This window comes from Streptomyces sp. NPDC057137 (genome assembly GCF_042670825.1).
Classification (GTDB): Bacteria; Actinomycetota; Actinomycetes; order Streptomycetales; family Streptomycetaceae; genus Streptomyces.
In genome coordinates this window covers 1-17,312 of record NZ_JBHUUW010000045.1, presented here as the reverse complement: position 1 = coordinate 17,312, position 17,312 = coordinate 1, and the positions used below count along the sequence as shown (strand labels likewise).

The following is a 17,312-nucleotide window of genomic DNA, read 5'->3' as shown; positions in this document are numbered from 1 at the left end:
GACCATGACTTCAGACGTGTGGCTGCCGATCCCCGCCGACGAGATCGAAGGGCTCCCCGGAGGCCTGGACTACCGCCACTGGGACGGGGCCGCGGACTATCCCGCCGATCCGGCCGACTGCGCCTTCTACGTAGTCCCGTACATGAAGGGCATGGACGTCGCGCTCCGGCCGCTCGCCGCGATGACCTCCGTACGCGTCGTACAGACCCTCTCCGCCGGCATAGACCACGTCGCGCCCGGTCTCGGCCGGCTGCCCTCCGGCGTACGCCTCTGCAACGCCAAGGGCGTCCACGAGGCCAGCACCGCCGAACTCACCGTCGGGCTCGTCCTCGCGTCCCTGCGTGGCATTCCCGGCTTCGTCCGGGGCCAGGACGCCGAGGAGTGGAAGTCCGGCTTCTACCCGGCGCTGGCCGACAAGTCCGTGCTGATCGTCGGATACGGGTCGATCGGCGCCGCCATCGAGGACCGGCTCGCGCCCTTCGAGTGTGCGCGGGTGGCGCGCGTGGCGCGCTCCGCCCGTGCCACCGAGCGCGGTCCTGTGCACGCACTCGCCGATCTGCCGGATCTGCTCCCCGAGGCCGACATCGTGATCGTGTCGACGCCGCTCACCGAGGAGACGAAGGGCCTGGCGGGCGCCGAATTCCTGGCCCGTATGAAGGACGGCGCGCTGTTCGTGAACGTCGCGCGCGGCCAGGTCGCCGACACCAAGGCGCTCCTCGCCGAGCTGGAAAGCGGAAGGATCAAGGCCGCTCTGGACGTCACCGATCCGGAACCCCTCCCGCCGGGGCATCCTCTCTGGCATGCTCCGGGTGTCCTCATCAGCCCGCACGTGGGCGGATCCACCTCGGCCTTCATGCCGCGCGCCAAACGCCTGCTCGCCGACCAACTCACCCGCTACGCCGCGGGGGAAGCCCTGCGCAACGAGGTGCTCACCACCGGCTGAGCCCCTACCGACCCCCACTCGGGAATGACAACTCCCTGCTCGTCACGGAGAGTAGAAGAACTATGTCCCTGAGTGACGAGTCTGGTGTATCGTCCCGATCTGGGGGCCGCGTCGTGCGAGGGACGGCGTGGCGGAGCGATCAGAATCCGAGGGGGGCGACGGGCGATGTACTGCCGATGGACGAACGATCCGACGCGGAAGGGCCGCCCACGGTGGCCTTCGGACCCACCGACGCACGGCCGGGCGACGACGCCCCGCGCCACGGCGCCGCGCCGCGCCACGACGGCCCGTTCCACGACGACCCACGCCCGGGCGGCCCACCCCTGGGCGACCCGCCTCTCGGAGACGCGCACCCCACCGACGCGTATCCCGCCGGCGCCGGGCCCCGGCGCGTCGGCGGTGACGGCGACACCCCCCGAGGTGACCCCGTGACCGCCCCGGGGGCGCTCCTCGGCCGCCGCACGACCCCGGGCGACGGCAGCGGTACGGGCAGTGGCACCGACGGCGGCGGAGGCCCCACCGGCCTCCTCGCACAGCTCCTCCTCGCCCTCGTCTGCGGCGGCTACGCCACCGGCGCGGCCCTCGGCTGGGGCTCCCGCGAAGTGGCCCTGTTCATGGGCGACTTCGGCCTCAGCATCGCCGCCCTCATCGCCGCGGTCTCCTGCTTCCTCTACGCCCGCGGCAACGACAGCCGTTTCCGGCCCGCCTGGCTGCTCTTCTCGCTCTCCTCCGCCATGGCCGCCGGAGGGAACGCGGTCTGGGGCTGGTACGAGGTGGTGCTCGACCGCCCCGTCCCGAGCCCCTCCCTCGCCGACCTGTTCTTCCTCTGCTTCGCGCCGCCCGCCATCGTCGGCCTGCTCGTCCTCGCCAAACGCCCCGTCAGCAAGGCCGGCTGGGTCTGTCTCGGCCTCGACGCCTGGCTGATCGGCGGCTCGCTCCTCACGCTCTCCTGGAGCCTGGCACTCGCGCACACCACGCACTTCGACGGCGAGACCGTCGCCCACGCCGCGCTCTCCCTCGCCTATCCGCTGCTGGACATCGTGCTCGTCAGCATGGTGCTCGCCCTGCACTTCCGGCGCTCGACCGGCAGCCGTACGGCGATCAACTCCGCCATCGCCGCCCTCGCCCTCACGGTCCTGTGCGACGCCCTGTTCACCTCCCCGCTGCTCCGGGAGACCTACCGCTCGGGCCAACTGCTCGACGCGGGCTGGTTCGCCGGGTCCCTGCTGCTCGCGTACGCGCCCTGGGGCGTCCGCAAGGCCGCCGAGAGCGCGCCCGCGCAGGTACGGGCTCCCCGCCCGCCCAGGCATCCCAGCAGGCCGATCGCGGGCTCCCTGGCCGCCCTCACGCCCTATCTCGCCGCCGCCGTGTGCACCCTGGGGATCCTGTACAACGTCATCGAGGGCCGCCGCGTCGACCGCGTGGTCGTCCTCACCGGCTGCACGGTCGTCCTCGCCCTGGTCGTACGGCAGGGCATCATGCTCGTCGACAACATCGCGCTCACCCATGAACTGGCCCAGAAGGAGAACCACTTCCGCTCCCTGGTCCAAGGCTCGAGCGACGTCATCATGATCGCCGGGCCCGAGGGCACCCTCGACTACGTCAGCCCCGCGGCGGTCGGCGTCTACGGACGCGAGGCGGACGGCCTCGTCGGCGCCGAGCTGGAATCGATCATCCACCCGGACGACCGCGGCCGGGTCAAACGCGAGGTACGCCGCTTCCTCGCCGCTCCTCCCACGGAGGAGCCCACCACCCGCATCGAATGCCGCTTCAAATCCGGCTCCGGCGACTGGCTGAACGTGGAGTCCACGGTCAACCGGCACCAGGGCGGCCTGATCCTCAACAGCCGCGACGTCACCGAACGCGTACGGCTCCAGGCCCAGTTGCAGCACAACGCCGAGCACGACCCGCTCACCGACCTGCCCAACCGCGCCCTCTTCACCGAGAGGGTCCGCCAGTCCCTCTCCGGACGGCGCGCGGGCGACCCCGGCACGGCGGTCCTCTTCATCGACCTCGACGGCTTCAAGGGCGTCAACGACCGCCTCGGCCACCAGGTCGGCGACGAACTGCTGATCCACGCGGCCCGCCGCCTCCAGGACTCGGTACGGGCCGGGGACACCGCCGCCCGCCTCGGCGGGGACGAGTTCGCCGCCCTCATCCTCGGCGACGGCACCGACGACCGGACCGCCCGGGAGTACCAGGTCCACGAGATCGCCGACCGGCTGCGCCTCAGGCTCTCGCAGCCGTACCGCATCGAAGGCAACGATGTCCGCGTCGCCGCCTCCATCGGAGTCGCCTTCGCCGAACCCGGCATCACCCCCACCGACCTCATGCGCAACGCCGACCTCGCCATGTACCGCGCCAAGGCCGGCGGCAAGGACCGCGTCGAGCTGTACGCGCCCCAGATGCAGGCCGACGTGGTCCGCAGGACCGAACTGGCGGTCAGGCTCCGCACCGCCCTGCGCGACGGTGAGTTCGCCCTGCTGCACCAGCCCGTGGTCGACCTGGCCAACGGACAGATCTCCGCCGTCGCCGCACAGGCCCGCTGGCGCTCCGCCCAGGGCATCCTCTTCACGCCCGCCGAGTTCTTACGGGTCGCCGACGACAACGACCGCACCGCCGAGTTAGGGCGCTGGCTGCTCGAAGAAGCCGTCGAGCAGGCCGCCGAGCGCGGCCGGACGGGCCACCTGGTGCCGGTCACCGTCCGCCTCTCCGCCCGCAGACTGCTCGACCGGTCGATGCCGCTCGGCTCCATCGAAGCCCTGCTGACCCGCCACGGGCTGCCTTCGGGCGCCCTGCTGATCGAGCTGGCCGACAGCGACCCCCGTACGTCCCTGGACGAGCTGGAGCACCGCCTGGTCGCGCTGCGCCGCCTCGGCGTACGGATCGCGCTGGACGGCTTCGGCAGCGGTTACGCGGCGATCAACGCACTGCGCAGGCTCCCCGTCGACGTACTGAAACTGGACCGCGGGCTGGTCGAGGGTGTCGTGGAGTCCGCCAGGCTGCACAAGATCACGGCGGGGCTGCTCCGGATCGCCGGCGATCTGGGCATGGTCTCGGTGGCCGACGGCGTCGACGTACCGGAACAGGTGCTCGCGCTCCGCGCCATGGGCTGCACGCACGGTCAGGGCATGGCTTTCTCCGGCCCCCTCGACGAGTACCGGCTGCGCCGCGCCCTGATCCGCGGCGACTATCCGCTCCCCGGCGCGGCCCCGCTGCCGGTGCTGACCGGCGGCTCCCTGCCCGTGCGCCGCACGCGCGCGGCCACCCCCGACATGATTCCCCGGCCCACCACCCGATCGTCCCTCCGCTCAAATGTTGAGACGCCAGTCCCACCCACTTGACAGTGGTGGCGCGTCGGAGGGAGGGTCAATGCCATGCGCACCCGAATTCTCGTACTTGGACAGCGCGTCGGCTGAAGCAGTGCCCATCACCGGCCCTGCAGACCGCACCGACGCGCTCCCCTCGCCTGCCTCCCGGCACGAGGGGTTTTTTGTTGCACCGACACAGCCCAAACCCCCGCAAAAACCCTCAGCTTCGAGAAGAGAATGACGATGACCGAGCAGGCCACCGGGGCCCACCCGACGCCGCGCGCCCGTAACGGCGGACCCTCGTCCGCCACCGTTGAGCACGTCACGGGCGCGCAGTCCCTCATCCGCTCTCTTGAGGAAGTGGGGGCCGAGACGGTATTCGGCATCCCCGGCGGCGCCATCCTTCCCGCCTACGACCCGATGATGGACTCCACCCGGGTCCGGCACATCCTGGTCCGCCACGAGCAGGGCGCCGGCCACGCGGCCACCGGCTACGCGCAGGCCACCGGCAAGGTCGGCGTCTGCATGGCCACCTCGGGACCCGGCGCCACCAACCTGGTCACCCCGATCGCCGACGCGCACATGGACTCCGTGCCGCTCGTCGCGATCACCGGCCAGGTCGCGAGCAAGGCGATCGGCACGGACGCCTTTCAGGAGGCGGACATCTGCGGCATCACGATGCCGATCACCAAGCACAACTTCCTGGTCACCAAGGCCGAGGACATCCCGCGCACCATCGCCGAGGCGTTCCACATCGCCTCCACGGGCCGCCCGGGACCCGTCCTGGTGGACATCGCCAAGGACGCCCTCCAGGCGAAGACCACCTTCAGCTGGCCGCCCACCCAGGAACTGCCCGGCTACCGCCCCGTCACCAAGCCGCACGCCAAGCAGATCCGCGAGGCCGCCAAGCTGATCACCCAGGCCAAGCGGCCGGTGCTGTACGTCGGCGGCGGCGTCATCAAGGCCGGCGCCACCGCCGAACTGCGCGTTCTCGCCGAACTCACCAACGCCCCCGTCACCACCACCCTGATGGCGCTGGGCGCGTTCCCCGACAGCCACCCGCTGCACGTGGGAATGCCGGGCATGCACGGTGCGGTCACCGCCGTCACCGCGCTGCAGAAGGCCGACCTGATCGTCGCCCTCGGAGCCCGCTTCGACGACCGCGTCACCGGCAAGCTGGACAGCTTCGCCCCGTACGCGAAGATCGTCCACGCCGACGTCGACCCGGCCGAGATCGGCAAGAACCGTGCCGCCGACGTGCCGATCGTCGGCGACGCCCGCGAGGTCCTCGCCGATCTCGTCCAGGCGGTCCAGGCCGAGCACACCGAGGGCAACGTCGGTGACTACAGCGCCTGGTGGCGCGACCTCAGCCGCTGGCGCGAGACGTACCCGCTCGGCTTCGACCAGCCGGCGAACGGCAGTCTCTCCCCGCAGCACGTCATCCAGCGCATCGGCCAACTCGCCCCGGACGACACGATCTACGCGGCGGGCGTCGGCCAGCACCAGATGTGGGCCGCCCACTTCATCGACTACGAGCAGCCCGCCACCTGGCTCAACTCCGGCGGCGCGGGCACGATGGGCTACGCGGTCCCGGCCGCCATGGGTGCCAAGGCCGGACAGCCCGACCGCACCGTCTGGGCGATCGACGGCGACGGCTGCTTCCAGATGACCAATCAGGAACTGGTCACCTGCGCCCTCAACAACATCCCCATCAAGGTCGCGATCATCAACAACGGCGCGCTGGGCATGGTCCGCCAGTGGCAGACCCTCTTCTACAACCAGCGTTACTCCAACACCGTCCTGCACAGCGGCCCCGACGTCGCCGACGGCGGCTCCTTCGAGGGATCGGCCGCGGACGGCGCGAAGCCCAACGGCGGCACCCGTATCCCGGACTTCGTGAAGCTGTCCGAGGCCATGGGCTGCGTCGCGATGCGCTGCGAGTCCCCGGACGAGCTGGACGCCGTGATCGCCAAGGCCAACTCCATCAACGACCGCCCCGTGGTGGTCGACTTCATCGTCCACGAGGACGCCCAGGTCTGGCCGATGGTCGCCGCGGGCACCTCCAACGACGAGGTCCTGGCCGCCCGGGGTGTGCGCCCCGACTTCGGCGACAGCCTGGACGACTGAGCCGGATGCCGAGAGCGAGAGAAAGAACGACGAAAATGTCTTCCAAGCACACCCTCTCCGTCCTGGTGGAGAACACCCCCGGCATCCTGGCCAGGATCGCCGCGCTGTTCTCCCGCCGCGGCTTCAACATCGACTCACTGGCGGTGGGTGTCACCGAGCACCCCGACATCTCCCGCATCACCATCGTGGTCAATGTCGAGGACCTGCCGCTCGAACAGGTGACGAAGCAGCTCAACAAGCTGATCAACGTCCTGAAGATCGTCGAACTCGAGCCCGGCGCCGCGATCCAGCGCGAGCTCGTCCTGGTGAAGGTCCGCGCCGACAACGAGACCCGCTCCCAGATCGTCGAGATCGTGCAGCTGTTCCGCGCCAAGACCGTGGACGTCTCACCCGACGCCGTCACCATCGAGGCCACCGGATCGAGTGACAAGCTCGACGCGATGCTGAAGATGCTGGAGCAGTTCGGCATCAAGGAGCTCGTGCAGTCCGGCACGATCGCCATAGGGCGCGGCGCGCGGTCCATCACGGACCGCAGCCTGCGGGCGCTCGACCGCAGCGCGTAAGCCCTTCGGGCGTGGCGCGGAGCCCGGCCCTCGGAGCCGTACAGCATCCCGGTTCGTATGCCGAGACCGTGAGACGCCCTTTACCCGCCCCGCCGTACGGTGGGGCGCACACAGCGACACGTCAGTTTGCACACCAAGGAGAAGACCCAGTGGCCGAGCTGTTCTACGACGACGATGCCGACCTGTCCATCATCCAGAGCCGCAAGGTCGCGGTCATCGGCTACGGCAGCCAGGGCCACGCCCACGCGCTGTCGCTCCGTGACTCGGGTGTCGACGTCCGGGTCGGCCTGCACGAGGGTTCCAAGTCCAAGGCGAAGGCCGAGGAGCAGGGCCTGCGCGTGGTGACGCCCGCCGAGGCGGCCACCTGGGCCGACGTCATCATGATCCTGGTGCCGGACCCGATCCAGGCGCAGGTCTACGAGGAGTCCATCAAGGACAACCTGAAGGACGGCGACGCGCTGTTCTTCGGCCACGGCCTGAACATCCGGTTCGGCTTCATCAAGCCGCCCGCGGGCGTCGACGTCGCGATGGTCGCCCCGAAGGGCCCCGGCCACCTGGTCCGCCGTCAGTACGAGGAGGGCCGCGGCGTGCCGTGTATCGCGGCCGTCGAGCAGGACGCCACCGGCAAGGGCTTCGAGCTGGCGCTGAGCTACGCGAAGGGCATCGGCGGCACCCGCGCCGGCGTCATCAAGACGACCTTCAGCGAGGAGGCCGAGACCGACCTCTTCGGTGAGCAGGTCGTCCTGTGCGGCGGTACGTCCGCGCTGGTCAAGGCCGGCTTCGAGACGCTGGTCGAGGCCGGATACCAGCCGGAGATCGCGTACTTCGAGTGCCTCCACGAGCTGAAGCTGATCGTGGACCTGATGTACGAGGGCGGCCTGGACAAGATGCGCTGGTCGGTCTCCGAGACCGCCGAGTGGGGCGACTACGTCACGGGCCCGCGGATCATCACGGACCAGACCAAGGCCGAGATGAAGAAGGTCCTCGCCGAGATCCAGGACGGCACGTTCGCCCAGAACTGGATGGACGAGTACCACGGCGGTCTGAAGAAGTACAACGAGTACAAGAAGGCCGACAGCGACTCGCTGCTGGAGAGCACGGGTCGTGAGCTGCGCAAGCTCATGAGCTGGGTCGACAACGACGACGTCTGACGCGTTCCCGGTGCCGGGCCCGCGCGTCGGGCCCGGCACCGGACCGGTCGTTGAACCCGTTGTCGAAACGGCCGCGTTGTCGCTCGCCCCAAGGGCGTTCCGCGGTCGTCGGTAAGCGCTTGTGGCGGGGCCGACCACGTACGGGTGATCTGCCCGCCGAGGCGGGAAACCCCCGCCGCCCGCACCACTACACTGCTGGATACATCCGCGTCAGGCCCACAATGTCGTGCGTCTTCCACGCGATCAGGCCCGGACCAGGGCCTGGCACCCTCCGCCGCCTGCGGCCGTCGGGACGGCCGTCCGCAATGGACTTGTGAGGACCCACGTGAGCTCGCGTTCCAATCAAAAGCCGGTTGTACTCATCGCCGAAGAGCTGTCGCCCGCCACTGTCGACGCGCTCGGTCCGGACTTCGAGATCCGCCACTGCAACGGCGCCGACCGCGCCGAACTGCTGCCCGCCATCGCCGACGTGGACGCGATCCTCGTCCGCTCCGCGACCAAGGTCGACGCCGAGGCCGTCGCCGCGGCGAAGAAGCTGAGGGTCGTCGCCCGCGCCGGTGTCGGCCTCGACAACGTCGACGTCTCCGCCGCCACCAAGGCCGGCGTGATGGTCGTCAACGCGCCCACCTCGAACATCGTGACCGCGGCCGAGCTGGCCTGCGGTCTGCTGGTCGCCACGGCGCGCAACATCCCGCAGGCCAACACCGCCCTGAAGAACGGCGAGTGGAAGCGCAGCAAGTACACGGGCGTCGAGCTGAGCGAGAAGACGCTCGGCGTCGTCGGCCTCGGCCGTATCGGTGTCCTGGTCGCGCAGCGCATGTCGGCGTTCGGGATGAAGATCGTCGCGTACGACCCGTACGTACAGCCCGCACGTGCCGCGCAGATGGGCGTCAAGCTGCTCTCGCTGGACGAGCTGCTGGAGGTGTCGGACTTCATCACCGTGCACCTGCCGAAGACCCCCGAGACCCTGGGTCTGATCGGCGACGACGCGCTGCACAAGGTCAAGCCGACGGTGCGGATCGTCAACGCCGCGCGCGGCGGGATCGTGGACGAGGAGGCGCTGGCCTCCGCGCTCAAGGAGGGCCGCGTCGCGGGCGCCGGACTGGACGTGTACGCGAAGGAGCCCTGCACGGACTCCCCGCTCTTCCAGTTCGACCAGGTCGTCTGCACCCCGCACCTCGGCGCGTCGACGGACGAGGCGCAGGAGAAGGCGGGCGTGTCGGTGGCCAGGTCGGTGCGCCTCGCGCTCGCCGGTGAGCTGGTGCCCGACGCGGTCAACGTCCAGGGCGGGGTCATCGCCGAGGACGTACGGCCGGGTCTGCCGCTCGCCGAGAAGCTGGGCCGGATCTTCACGGCGCTGGCGGGCGAGGTCGCCGTACGCCTCGATGTCGAGGTCTACGGCGAGATCACGCAGCACGACGTGAAGGTGCTCGAACTGTCCGCGCTGAAGGGCGTGTTCGAGGACGTCGTCGACGAGACCGTGAGTTACGTGAACGCGCCGCTGTTCGCGCAGGAGCGCGGCGTCGAGGTGCGTCTCACGACATCGAGCGAGTCGCCCGACCACCGCAACGTGGTCACCGTGCGGGGCACGCTCTCGGGCGGCGAGGAGGTGTCGGTCTCCGGCACGCTCGCGGGTCCCAAGCACCTGCAGAAGATCGTCGCGATCGGTGAGTACGACGTCGACGTGTCCCTGGCCGACCACATGGTCGTCCTGCGGTACGAGGACCGTCCCGGTGTCGTCGGCACCGTCGGCCGGATTCTCGGTGAGGCGGGGCTGAACATCGCGGGGATGCAGGTCTCGCGCGCGGAGGAGGGCGGCGAGGCGCTGGTCGTTCTCTCCGTGGACGACAACGTGCCGCCGGCCGTGCTGGCCGAGATCTCGGACGAGATCGGCGCGAACTCGGCGCGCTCGGTGGATCTGACCGACTGATCGCTCTGTTTCGACTGATCGTTCTGTTTCGGCGGCGAGGGGCCCGGGAAATTTCCCGGGCCCCTCGTCCTTTCGCGCCACCGTGAGCGATCGGTGCGATCAGTCGGCGCGAGCGATCAGCCGGTGGCGACCAGTACCCGCGCCGGCTCGCCCTCTTCAGGAGAGTCCTCCCTCGGGCCCTGCTTCCCGCGCAGCAGTGTCGCGGCCAGGACGGCGGCGACGAGCAGCAGCCCCGCTCCGCCCAGCGCCGCGAGCTGCATGCCGTGGACGAACGCCTCGCGGGCCACTTCGAGCACCGATTCGCCAAGACGGTGCGGGAGTTGACCGGCGACGACGGTCGCGCCGCCGAGCGTCTCGCGTACGGATTCCAGTGCCGCGTCGGGCAGCCCCGCCGGGGCGGCGTCGGCGATGTCCTGGCGGTAGACGGCGGCGCCGATCGTGCCGAGGAGCGCCATACCCATCGCGCCGCCGAACTCCTGCCCCGTCTCCAGGACCGACGCCGCCGAACCGGCCTTCTCCGCCGGGGCCGCCGCCATCGCCAGGTCCGACACCAGCGCCATGACGGTGACGATGCCGCAGCCGATGACACTCGCAGCGCCCAGCAGAACCCACAGCGAGTCGGTGCCGCTGAGGCTCAGCAGGGCGTATCCGACGGCGGCGATCACGAAGCCGGCGGCGACCACGTACGCCCGCTCCACCCGCTGCGCGATCACCGTAGCCGCGGGGGCCGCGACACCGATGGCCAGGGACGGGGCCAGACTCCACAGCGCTGCTTCCAACGTGCCCATGCCGAGCACCGATTGGAGGTACTGCGTGGTGAAGTAGGCCGAGCCCATCATGGCGAAGGCGGCGATGGTGTTGAGTGCGACTCCTGGGCCGAAACCGCGGCCCCGGAACAGCTCGCGGCTGATCATCGCGTCGGTGCGGGTGCGCTGGCGGCGGACGAAGACGTAACCGGTCACCAGGCCGACCGGCAGGGAGATCGCCACCGCCGTGCCGAACCCCTCCGCGGCGAACTCCTTGAGGCCGTACACGATCGGCAGTACGGAGCCCATCGACAGCGGCACGCCGAGCAGGTCGAACCGGCCGGGCTCCGGGTCCTTGAACTCCGGTACCAGCAACGGCACCAGGACCAGCAGAAGCAGCATCGCGGGCACGTTGATCAGAAAGATCGAGCCCCACCAGAAGTGGTTGAGCATGACGCCGCTCAGCACCGAACCGAGCGCGACGCCGCCGGCCATGGCACCCGACCAGATACCGATCGCCTGACCGCGCTGTCCGGCATCACGGAACATGTTCCGTACGAGGCCCATGGTCGACGGCATCAGGGTGGCTCCGCCGATGCCGAGCAACGCCCTTGCGGCGATGAGCATTTCGGCGCTCTGCGCGTACGCCGCCGAGGCCGAGGCGACACCGAACGCCGCGGCGCCGATCAGCAGGAGCCTGCGGCGGCCGATCCGGTCGCCGAGCGAACCCATCGTGATGAGCAGCCCGGCGAGGGCGAACGCGTAGATGTCGAAGATCCACAGCTGCTGGGTGGCGCTCGGGGCCAGTTCCTCGGTGATGGCGGGGATCGCGAAGTAGAGGACCGAGACGTCCATCGAGACCAGGAGGAGAGGCAGCAGGAGGACGGCGAAAGCGGTCCACTCCTTGCGGCCGGCGCGGAGCGGGGCGGGGTTCGTCATGCGCTGCAATGTACAGCTGTCATAAACGCTTGTCTATGACGACCGTATGGAACGACCGTATGGGACGACGGTCTGGGACGGATGTATGAATTCGCGTTAGGCTTCCCCGCATGGGACATCGCGAAGATCTGCTCGAAGGTGCCAAGCGCTGCCTGCTGGAGAAGGGGTACGCCCGGACCACGGCGCGCGACATCGTCGCCGCGTCCGGGGCCAACCTGGCGTCCATCGGCTACCACTACGGCTCCAAGGAGGCGCTGCTCAACGAGGCGTTCATGGCCGTGACGGAGCAGTGGGGCGACCGGGTGACCGAGCCGGGCGAGGCGGCGGACGAGGGGGCCGATGCGGCTGAGGCCAACGCGGAGGCGCCGCCCGCGCGCGACGGTGCGGCACCCGCGCCACCCGCGTCGCTCGACCACTTCCGCGACGTCTGGGCGAAGGTCGTCGCCTCGCACGAGGAGAGCCGCCCCGTCTGGCAGCTTCAGTTGGAGGTCGCCTCCCGGGTCGAGATCGACCCGGTGCTCCAGAAGGCCCTGGCCGAGAAGCAGTTGGAGGGCCGAGAGGGCCTCGCGGAGGGCATGTTCGGCGTCGATCCGAAGGGCGACCCGGAGAAGGCCCGCGTGGTCGGCCTTCTCACGCAGGCGCTGCTCGCCGGCGTGATGGTGCAGTGGATTGTCGACCCGGAGACCGCGCCGTCGGCGCAGGACCTGACGGACGGCCTGCGCGCGATCATCGGCGACGACCTGGCCTGACCGCTCCCGTCCCGGGGACGGGGCGGCGTTCAGGCGGCCGTGGTGTTCACACGGTCGTGGCGTTCAGGTGGTACGTCGTGTCGACCCAGAAACCGCCGACGAACGCCGCCTTGATCTCCAGGACGTACTGCCCCGCGATCAGCGGCGTCATGGCCGCCCAGAGGCCCCACGCGTTGCGCCGGTACTGCCCCGCCCGGAACGTCGGCGAGGTGAACTCCCGCAGGGGGAGCGGCGCACCGTTGAGGGCGGCCTCGGCGCGCGCGACGGGCATGGCGAGGGGCTGCTTCACGTACACGACGGGGCGCTGGACGTTCAGGATCGGGAAGAACACCGGTCGCCCGGCGGGCAGATCGCACCGTCGCACGACGCGCCCGCCGTAGGTCCCCGCGAGGAACCAGAGGTCGTGCGGCTGGTTCCAGCCGGCGTGCTCGCCCGTCTCGTCCAGGACCGGGCTGTGGTCGTCGGGCGCCGACAGCGCCCACTGCCACCACCGGGCCGCCAGTTCCCCGCCCTGCTGGTCGGTCAGTTCCCAGGAACCGCCCTTGGCCATCTCGTTGCCCGCCGTCGCGTCGCTCACGTGCGTCCCCTCCCCGGAATCCACGAATGGCCTCAACTATCCCCGACGTCCGCACGGCGCTCCGAGGCGGCCGGGCTCAGGGCCCGGCTCAGGGCCTGACCCAGGGCTGGACTCAGGGCTGGACTCAGGGCCTGAGCCGCGCCGACTTCAGCGCCATGTGCAGCAGCAGCCGGTCCTCGCCGTCGGCCAGATCCAGGCCGGTGAGCTGTTCGATGCGGGACAGCCGGTAGTAGAGCGTCTGGCGGTGGATGCCCAGCTCCGACGCCGTACGGCCCGCCTGGCCCGCGCGGTCGAGATACACCTCCGCCGTGTGCGTCAGGTCCGCGTGCGCGGGCGTCAGCAGCGGGCGCACCGCCGGGTCGGCGCCGGCCGCGGGAGCCAGTGACGTCAGCAGCCGGTACGCGCCGATCTCCGACCACCGGGCGACGGGGCCGAAGCGTGGCTGCACCGCCACCGCGCGGGCCGCCGCGACCGACTCGTGCCAGGCGGCCGGGAGGTCGGCCAGGCCACGGCGCGGCCTGGCCGCCCCGGCGGTGGCTCCCGGGCCCGCGGCGTCCCGCAGCCGGGACGTCGCGTCGAGCGTGGGCGCGAGCGCGTCGGCCGAGCGGAGCCGTACGAGCACCGCCAGCGCCCTCGGGACCTCCAGGGCCTCCCTGATGCCTCCCGTGCGCGCCCCGTCCCCGGCGGCGTCGCCCGGCAGGCCAGCCGCCCCGTCCGCGGCCTCCCACGGATCCGGCAGCGTGCACAGCGCCGCCGTGCCGGCCACCGCGCGCACCGTCGGGTCGGCTCCCCGCCACGGCGCGACGCACACCACCACGTGCGTGCCGTCCCCGCCCGGCCCGAGCGCCGTACGCAGCGCCTCCACCGCCATGTCGCGCTGCCAGCCGCGCTCCGCCGTCAGTACGGCGCGGAACTCACGCGCCAGGTCGGCCCCCGCCTGCACCTCCTCCGCGAGCAGCGCCCCGATCCGCCCCGTCACGGCCATGGCCGCCGCCAGGCGGTCGTCCGTGGGGCCCTGGCCGGTGTCGTCGAGCAGCCATACGTAACCGAGCACCGTGCCCCGGTGCCGTACGGGCAGACAGATCCGGCCCCGGAAGACCCCGGCGTCCGGCGCGGCCGGGATCCGGACGGGGCCGGTCGCGCGAGTGATGCCGAAGCCCTCGAACCAGGCGCGCACCGCGGGCGTGGACTTCCGCGTCAGGATCGAACGCGTCCTGACGGGGTCCATCACGCCCTCGTCGTCGCTGTCGTGCACCCCGAACGCGATCAGCCCGAAGTCCCGGTTCTCCAGCGTCAGCGGCATGCCGAGCAGCGCCGAGATCTCGTCGACCAGCTCCTGGTAATCGTCCTTCATCCGGACATTCTCGCACCGCCTTCAGACATATGTCTGAGATCGCGGCCACGGATGCGTGACAGGTGTCGATGGCAGAGGATCGGACCGGTCCCTAGATTTCAGAGTGGTTCTCCGTGCCGTCGCCGGGCGTTCGCGCCCCGTACGGCCTGCTCGTTCTCTTCCGTGGAGGTGCCCTGTGCTGGGTCCCGTGATTCTCGCCGCGTCGCGCAGCGACATGATGCGGCGCGTCGTCTCGGCCGCGCCGGTCACCAGGCCCGTGGTGGACCGTTTCATCGCCGGCGAGACCGTCGACGGTACGACGCCGGTCATCCAGGACATGGCCGACAGCGGCCTCGAAGTCACCATGGACGTCCTCGGAGAGGACATCACCGACCCGGCCGAGGCACTGCACGCCCGCGACGCCTACCTGAAGCTGATCGAGTCCCTCGCGCCGCTGGGCCTCGGCCCCCGCGCCGAGATGTCCGTGAAGCTCTCCTCCTTCGGACAGGCCCTGCGCGGCGGCCACGACCTGGCGCTGCGCAACATCACCACCGTCGTCGAGGCCGCCACCGAGATCGGCACCACCGTGACCCTCGACATGGAGGACCACACCACCGTCGACTCGACGCTCGCCATCCACAGCACACTGCGTGAGCGCTTCCCCGAGACCGGCGCCGTCGTCCAGTCGTACCTCTTCCGTACGGAGGACGACTGCCGCACCCTCGCGGCGGCCGGCTCGCGCGTGCGGCTCGTCAAGGGCGCCTACAAGGAACCCGCGCGCGTCGCACACCAGGACAAGGGCGACGTCGACAAGGCGTACGTGCGCTGCCTCAAGACCCTGATGGCGGGCGACGGCTACCCGATGATCGGGTCCCACGACCCGCGTCTCATCGCGATCGCCCAGGAGCTCGCCGTACGGGCCGGCCGCAAGCCCGACGCGTACGAGTTCCAGATGCTGTACGGCATCCGCGAGGCCGAGCAGCGCCGCCTCGCCGCCGAGGGCCACCGGATGCGCGTCTACATCGCCTACGGCACCGACTGGTACGGCTACTTCATGCGCCGGCTGGCCGAACGCCCCGCCAACCTCGCCTTCTTCCTGCGCTCCCTCGCCACCCGCGGCTGAGCGCCCGCCCCTCCCCGCCCCGACCGCAGCCCGTAAACCGTCTACTGATCAAGGAGATTCGGCACCCATGGACGCTGTGACCCAGGTCCCCACGCCGGTCAACGAGCCGGTGCACGGCTACGCCCCCGGTTCCCCGGAGCGCACCCGCCTCGAAGCCAAGCTCAAGGAGCTGGCCGACCACCCCGTCGACCTGCCGATGACCATCGGCGGCGAGAAGCGGATGGGCGGCGGCGAGCGCTTCGACGTCGTACAGCCGCACAACCACCAGGCCGTCCTCGGTACGTACGGCAACGCCACCGAGCAGGACGCCCAGGACGCCGTGGACGCCGCGCTCGCCGCCGCCCCCGGCTGGCGCGCCATGGCCTTCGACGACCGCGCCGCGATCATCCTGCGCGCCGCCGAACTGCTGTCGGGGCCGTGGCGCGAGACGCTGGCCGCCTCGACGATGCTCGGCCAGTCCAAGACCGTCCAGCAGGCCGAGATCGACACCCCGTGCGAGCTGATCGACTTCTGGCGCTTCAACGTCTCGTACGCGCGCGGCATCCTCGCCGAGCAGCCGCCGGCCAACTCCACCGGCGTGTGGAACCGGCTGGACCACCGGCCGCTCGAAGGCTTCGTCTACGCGATCACGCCCTTCAACTTCACCGCGATCGCCGGCAACCTGCCGACCGCGCCCGCGCTCATGGGCAACGTCGTCGTCTGGAAGCCGTCGCCGACGCAGACCCACGCCGCCGTACTGCTGATGCGTCTTCTTGAAGAGGCTGGGCTGCCCAAGGGCGTCATCAACCTGGTGACCGGTGACGGACTCGCCGTGTCCGAGGTGGCGCTCAACCACCCCGAGCTGGCGGGCATCCACTTCACCGGCTCCACCAAGACCTTCCAGCACCTGTGGAAGACCGTCGGCGGCAACATCGAGAAGTACCGCTCCTACCCGCGCATCGTCGGCGAGACCGGCGGCAAGGACTTCGTCGTCGCCCACCCGAGCGCGGACCGCGGCGTACTCAAGACGGCTCTGACGCGCGGGTCGTTCGAGTTCCAGGGCCAGAAGTGCTCGGCTTCCTCGCGCGCCTACGTCCCGGCCTCGATCTGGAACGACGGCTTCAAGGAGGAGTTCGCGGCGGAGGTCGACGCCATCGCCATGGGCGACGTCACCGACCTGTCGAACTTCATCGGCGCCGTCATCGACGAGCGGGCCTTCGCGAAGAACAAGGCCGCGATCGACCGCGCCGCCGCCGACCCGACGTGCACCATCGTCGCCGGTGGCACGTACGACGACTCCGTCGGCTACTTCGTCCGCCCCACGGTCATCGCCTGCACCGACCCCGCCAACGAGGTCTTCACGACGGAGTACTTCGGCCCCATCCTCGCCGTCCACGTCTACGAGGACGCGGAGTACGACGCGATGCTGGCGCAGATGGAGTCCGTCTCCGCGTACGCGCTGACCGGCGCCGTCATCGCCGGTGACCGCGCGGCGGCGGCCGACACGATGGCCAAGCTCCGCTACGCGGCGGGCAACTTCTACATCAACGACAAGTCGACCGGCGCCGTGGTCGGCCAGCAGCCCTTCGGCGGCGGCCGTGCCTCCGGCACCAACGACAAGGCGGGCGCCCCGCAGAACCTGATGCGGTGGACCCTGACCCGGGCGATCAAGGAGTCGCTCGTGTCCCCGACGGACTACCGCTACCCGCACATGGGCTGAGACGCCCCGGGTCCGTCGGATCCCATGACCCCCGCCCCCGTGCCGGCCCCCAACCCGGTTCGGGGGCGGTGTCTTCCTCTTCAGAAGGATGACGCCGCGGCCCCCGCCTCAGTAAGGAGGG

12 protein-coding genes are annotated in these 17,312 nt (G+C 70.6%); 9 read left to right on the top strand and 3 right to left on the bottom strand.

Translation table 11 applies throughout. The features are described 5' to 3' along the window. The first annotated feature begins 4 nt into the window (after positions 1-4). The 6 genes from ACFT9I_RS28390 to serA all read left to right on the top strand — a co-directional run bounded on the left by ACFT9I_RS28390 (position 5) and on the right by serA (position 10,025). On the top strand, positions 5-943 hold the full coding sequence (locus tag ACFT9I_RS28390) for a 2-hydroxyacid dehydrogenase (RefSeq protein WP_382568837.1): 939 nt from the start codon (positions 5-7) through the stop codon (positions 941-943). A 428-nt stretch (positions 944-1,371) separates the two neighbouring features. Next, entirely contained in the window at positions 1,372-4,287 is a 2,916-nt protein-coding gene (locus ACFT9I_RS28385; protein WP_382568905.1) for a putative bifunctional diguanylate cyclase/phosphodiesterase, read from the top strand. 210 nt (positions 4,288-4,497) lie between these two features. Continuing rightward, entirely contained in the window at positions 4,498-6,381 is a 1,884-nt protein-coding gene (locus ACFT9I_RS28380) for an acetolactate synthase large subunit (RefSeq protein WP_382568835.1), read from the top strand. Positions 6,382-6,416: 35 nt separating this feature from the next. After that, a complete protein-coding gene (gene ilvN, locus ACFT9I_RS28375; RefSeq protein ID WP_023538455.1) occupies positions 6,417-6,944 on the top strand; it encodes an acetolactate synthase small subunit in 528 nt (175 codons plus the stop codon). 149 nt (positions 6,945-7,093) lie between these two features. Then, positions 7,094-8,095 carry a ketol-acid reductoisomerase gene (gene ilvC / locus ACFT9I_RS28370; protein WP_382568834.1) on the top strand — a complete coding sequence of 334 codons (1,002 nt, stop codon included), beginning with the start codon at positions 7,094-7,096 and terminating at the stop codon, positions 8,093-8,095. A gap of 325 nt (positions 8,096-8,420) precedes the next feature. Then, complete coding sequence (gene serA, locus ACFT9I_RS28365; protein WP_382568832.1) at positions 8,421-10,025, top strand: phosphoglycerate dehydrogenase; 1,605 nt, start codon at positions 8,421-8,423, stop codon at positions 10,023-10,025. 116 nt (positions 10,026-10,141) lie between these two features. On the opposite strand, the gene ACFT9I_RS28360 is transcribed toward serA, so the two are convergent. Beyond that, positions 10,142-11,710 carry an MFS transporter gene (locus tag ACFT9I_RS28360; protein WP_382568831.1) on the bottom strand — a complete coding sequence of 523 codons (1,569 nt, stop codon included), beginning with the start codon at positions 11,708-11,710 and terminating at the stop codon, positions 10,142-10,144. Between the two features lie 110 nt (positions 11,711-11,820). On the opposite strand from ACFT9I_RS28360, the gene ACFT9I_RS28355 reads away from it, so the two are divergent. Further along, a complete protein-coding gene (locus ACFT9I_RS28355) occupies positions 11,821-12,459 on the top strand; it encodes a TetR/AcrR family transcriptional regulator (RefSeq protein WP_382568829.1) in 639 nt (212 codons plus the stop codon). A gap of 46 nt (positions 12,460-12,505) precedes the next feature. Here the strand turns inward: ACFT9I_RS28355 and ACFT9I_RS28350 are convergent, their stop codons facing one another. Beyond that, entirely contained in the window at positions 12,506-13,036 is a 531-nt protein-coding gene (locus ACFT9I_RS28350; protein WP_382568827.1) for a hypothetical protein, read from the bottom strand. Positions 13,037-13,160: 124 nt separating this feature from the next. Continuing rightward, positions 13,161-14,390 carry a PucR family transcriptional regulator gene (locus ACFT9I_RS28345; RefSeq protein WP_382568825.1) on the bottom strand — a complete coding sequence of 410 codons (1,230 nt, stop codon included), beginning with the start codon at positions 14,388-14,390 and terminating at the stop codon, positions 13,161-13,163. Between the two features lie 175 nt (positions 14,391-14,565). Between ACFT9I_RS28345 and ACFT9I_RS28340 the strand changes: the two genes are divergently transcribed. Beyond that, positions 14,566-15,492, top strand: a complete 927-nt coding sequence (locus ACFT9I_RS28340; protein WP_382568824.1) for a proline dehydrogenase family protein — start codon at positions 14,566-14,568, stop codon at positions 15,490-15,492. A 67-nt stretch (positions 15,493-15,559) separates the two neighbouring features. Further along, a complete protein-coding gene (pruA, locus tag ACFT9I_RS28335) occupies positions 15,560-17,191 on the top strand; it encodes an L-glutamate gamma-semialdehyde dehydrogenase (RefSeq protein ID WP_382568822.1) in 1,632 nt (543 codons plus the stop codon). The last annotated feature ends 121 nt before the right edge of the window (positions 17,192-17,312 follow it).

Excerpts from the sequence above, each read along its gene's own strand:
- ilvN (WP_023538455.1), top strand. The coding sequence starts at position 6,417 with ATGTCTTCCAAGCACACCCTCTCCGTCCTGGTGGAGAACACCCCCGGC.
- ACFT9I_RS28360 (WP_382568831.1), bottom strand. The coding sequence starts at position 11,710 with ATGACGAACCCCGCCCCGCTCCGCGCCGGCCGCAAGGAGTGGACCGCT.
- ACFT9I_RS28380 (WP_382568835.1), top strand. The coding sequence starts at position 4,498 with ATGACCGAGCAGGCCACCGGGGCCCACCCGACGCCGCGCGCCCGTAAC.
- pruA (WP_382568822.1), top strand. The coding sequence starts at position 15,560 with ATGGACGCTGTGACCCAGGTCCCCACGCCGGTCAACGAGCCGGTGCAC.
- ACFT9I_RS28345 (WP_382568825.1), bottom strand. The coding sequence starts at position 14,390 with ATGAAGGACGATTACCAGGAGCTGGTCGACGAGATCTCGGCGCTGCTC.
- ACFT9I_RS28355 (WP_382568829.1), top strand. The coding sequence starts at position 11,821 with ATGGGACATCGCGAAGATCTGCTCGAAGGTGCCAAGCGCTGCCTGCTG.
- ACFT9I_RS28390 (WP_382568837.1), top strand. The coding sequence starts at position 5 with ATGACTTCAGACGTGTGGCTGCCGATCCCCGCCGACGAGATCGAAGGG.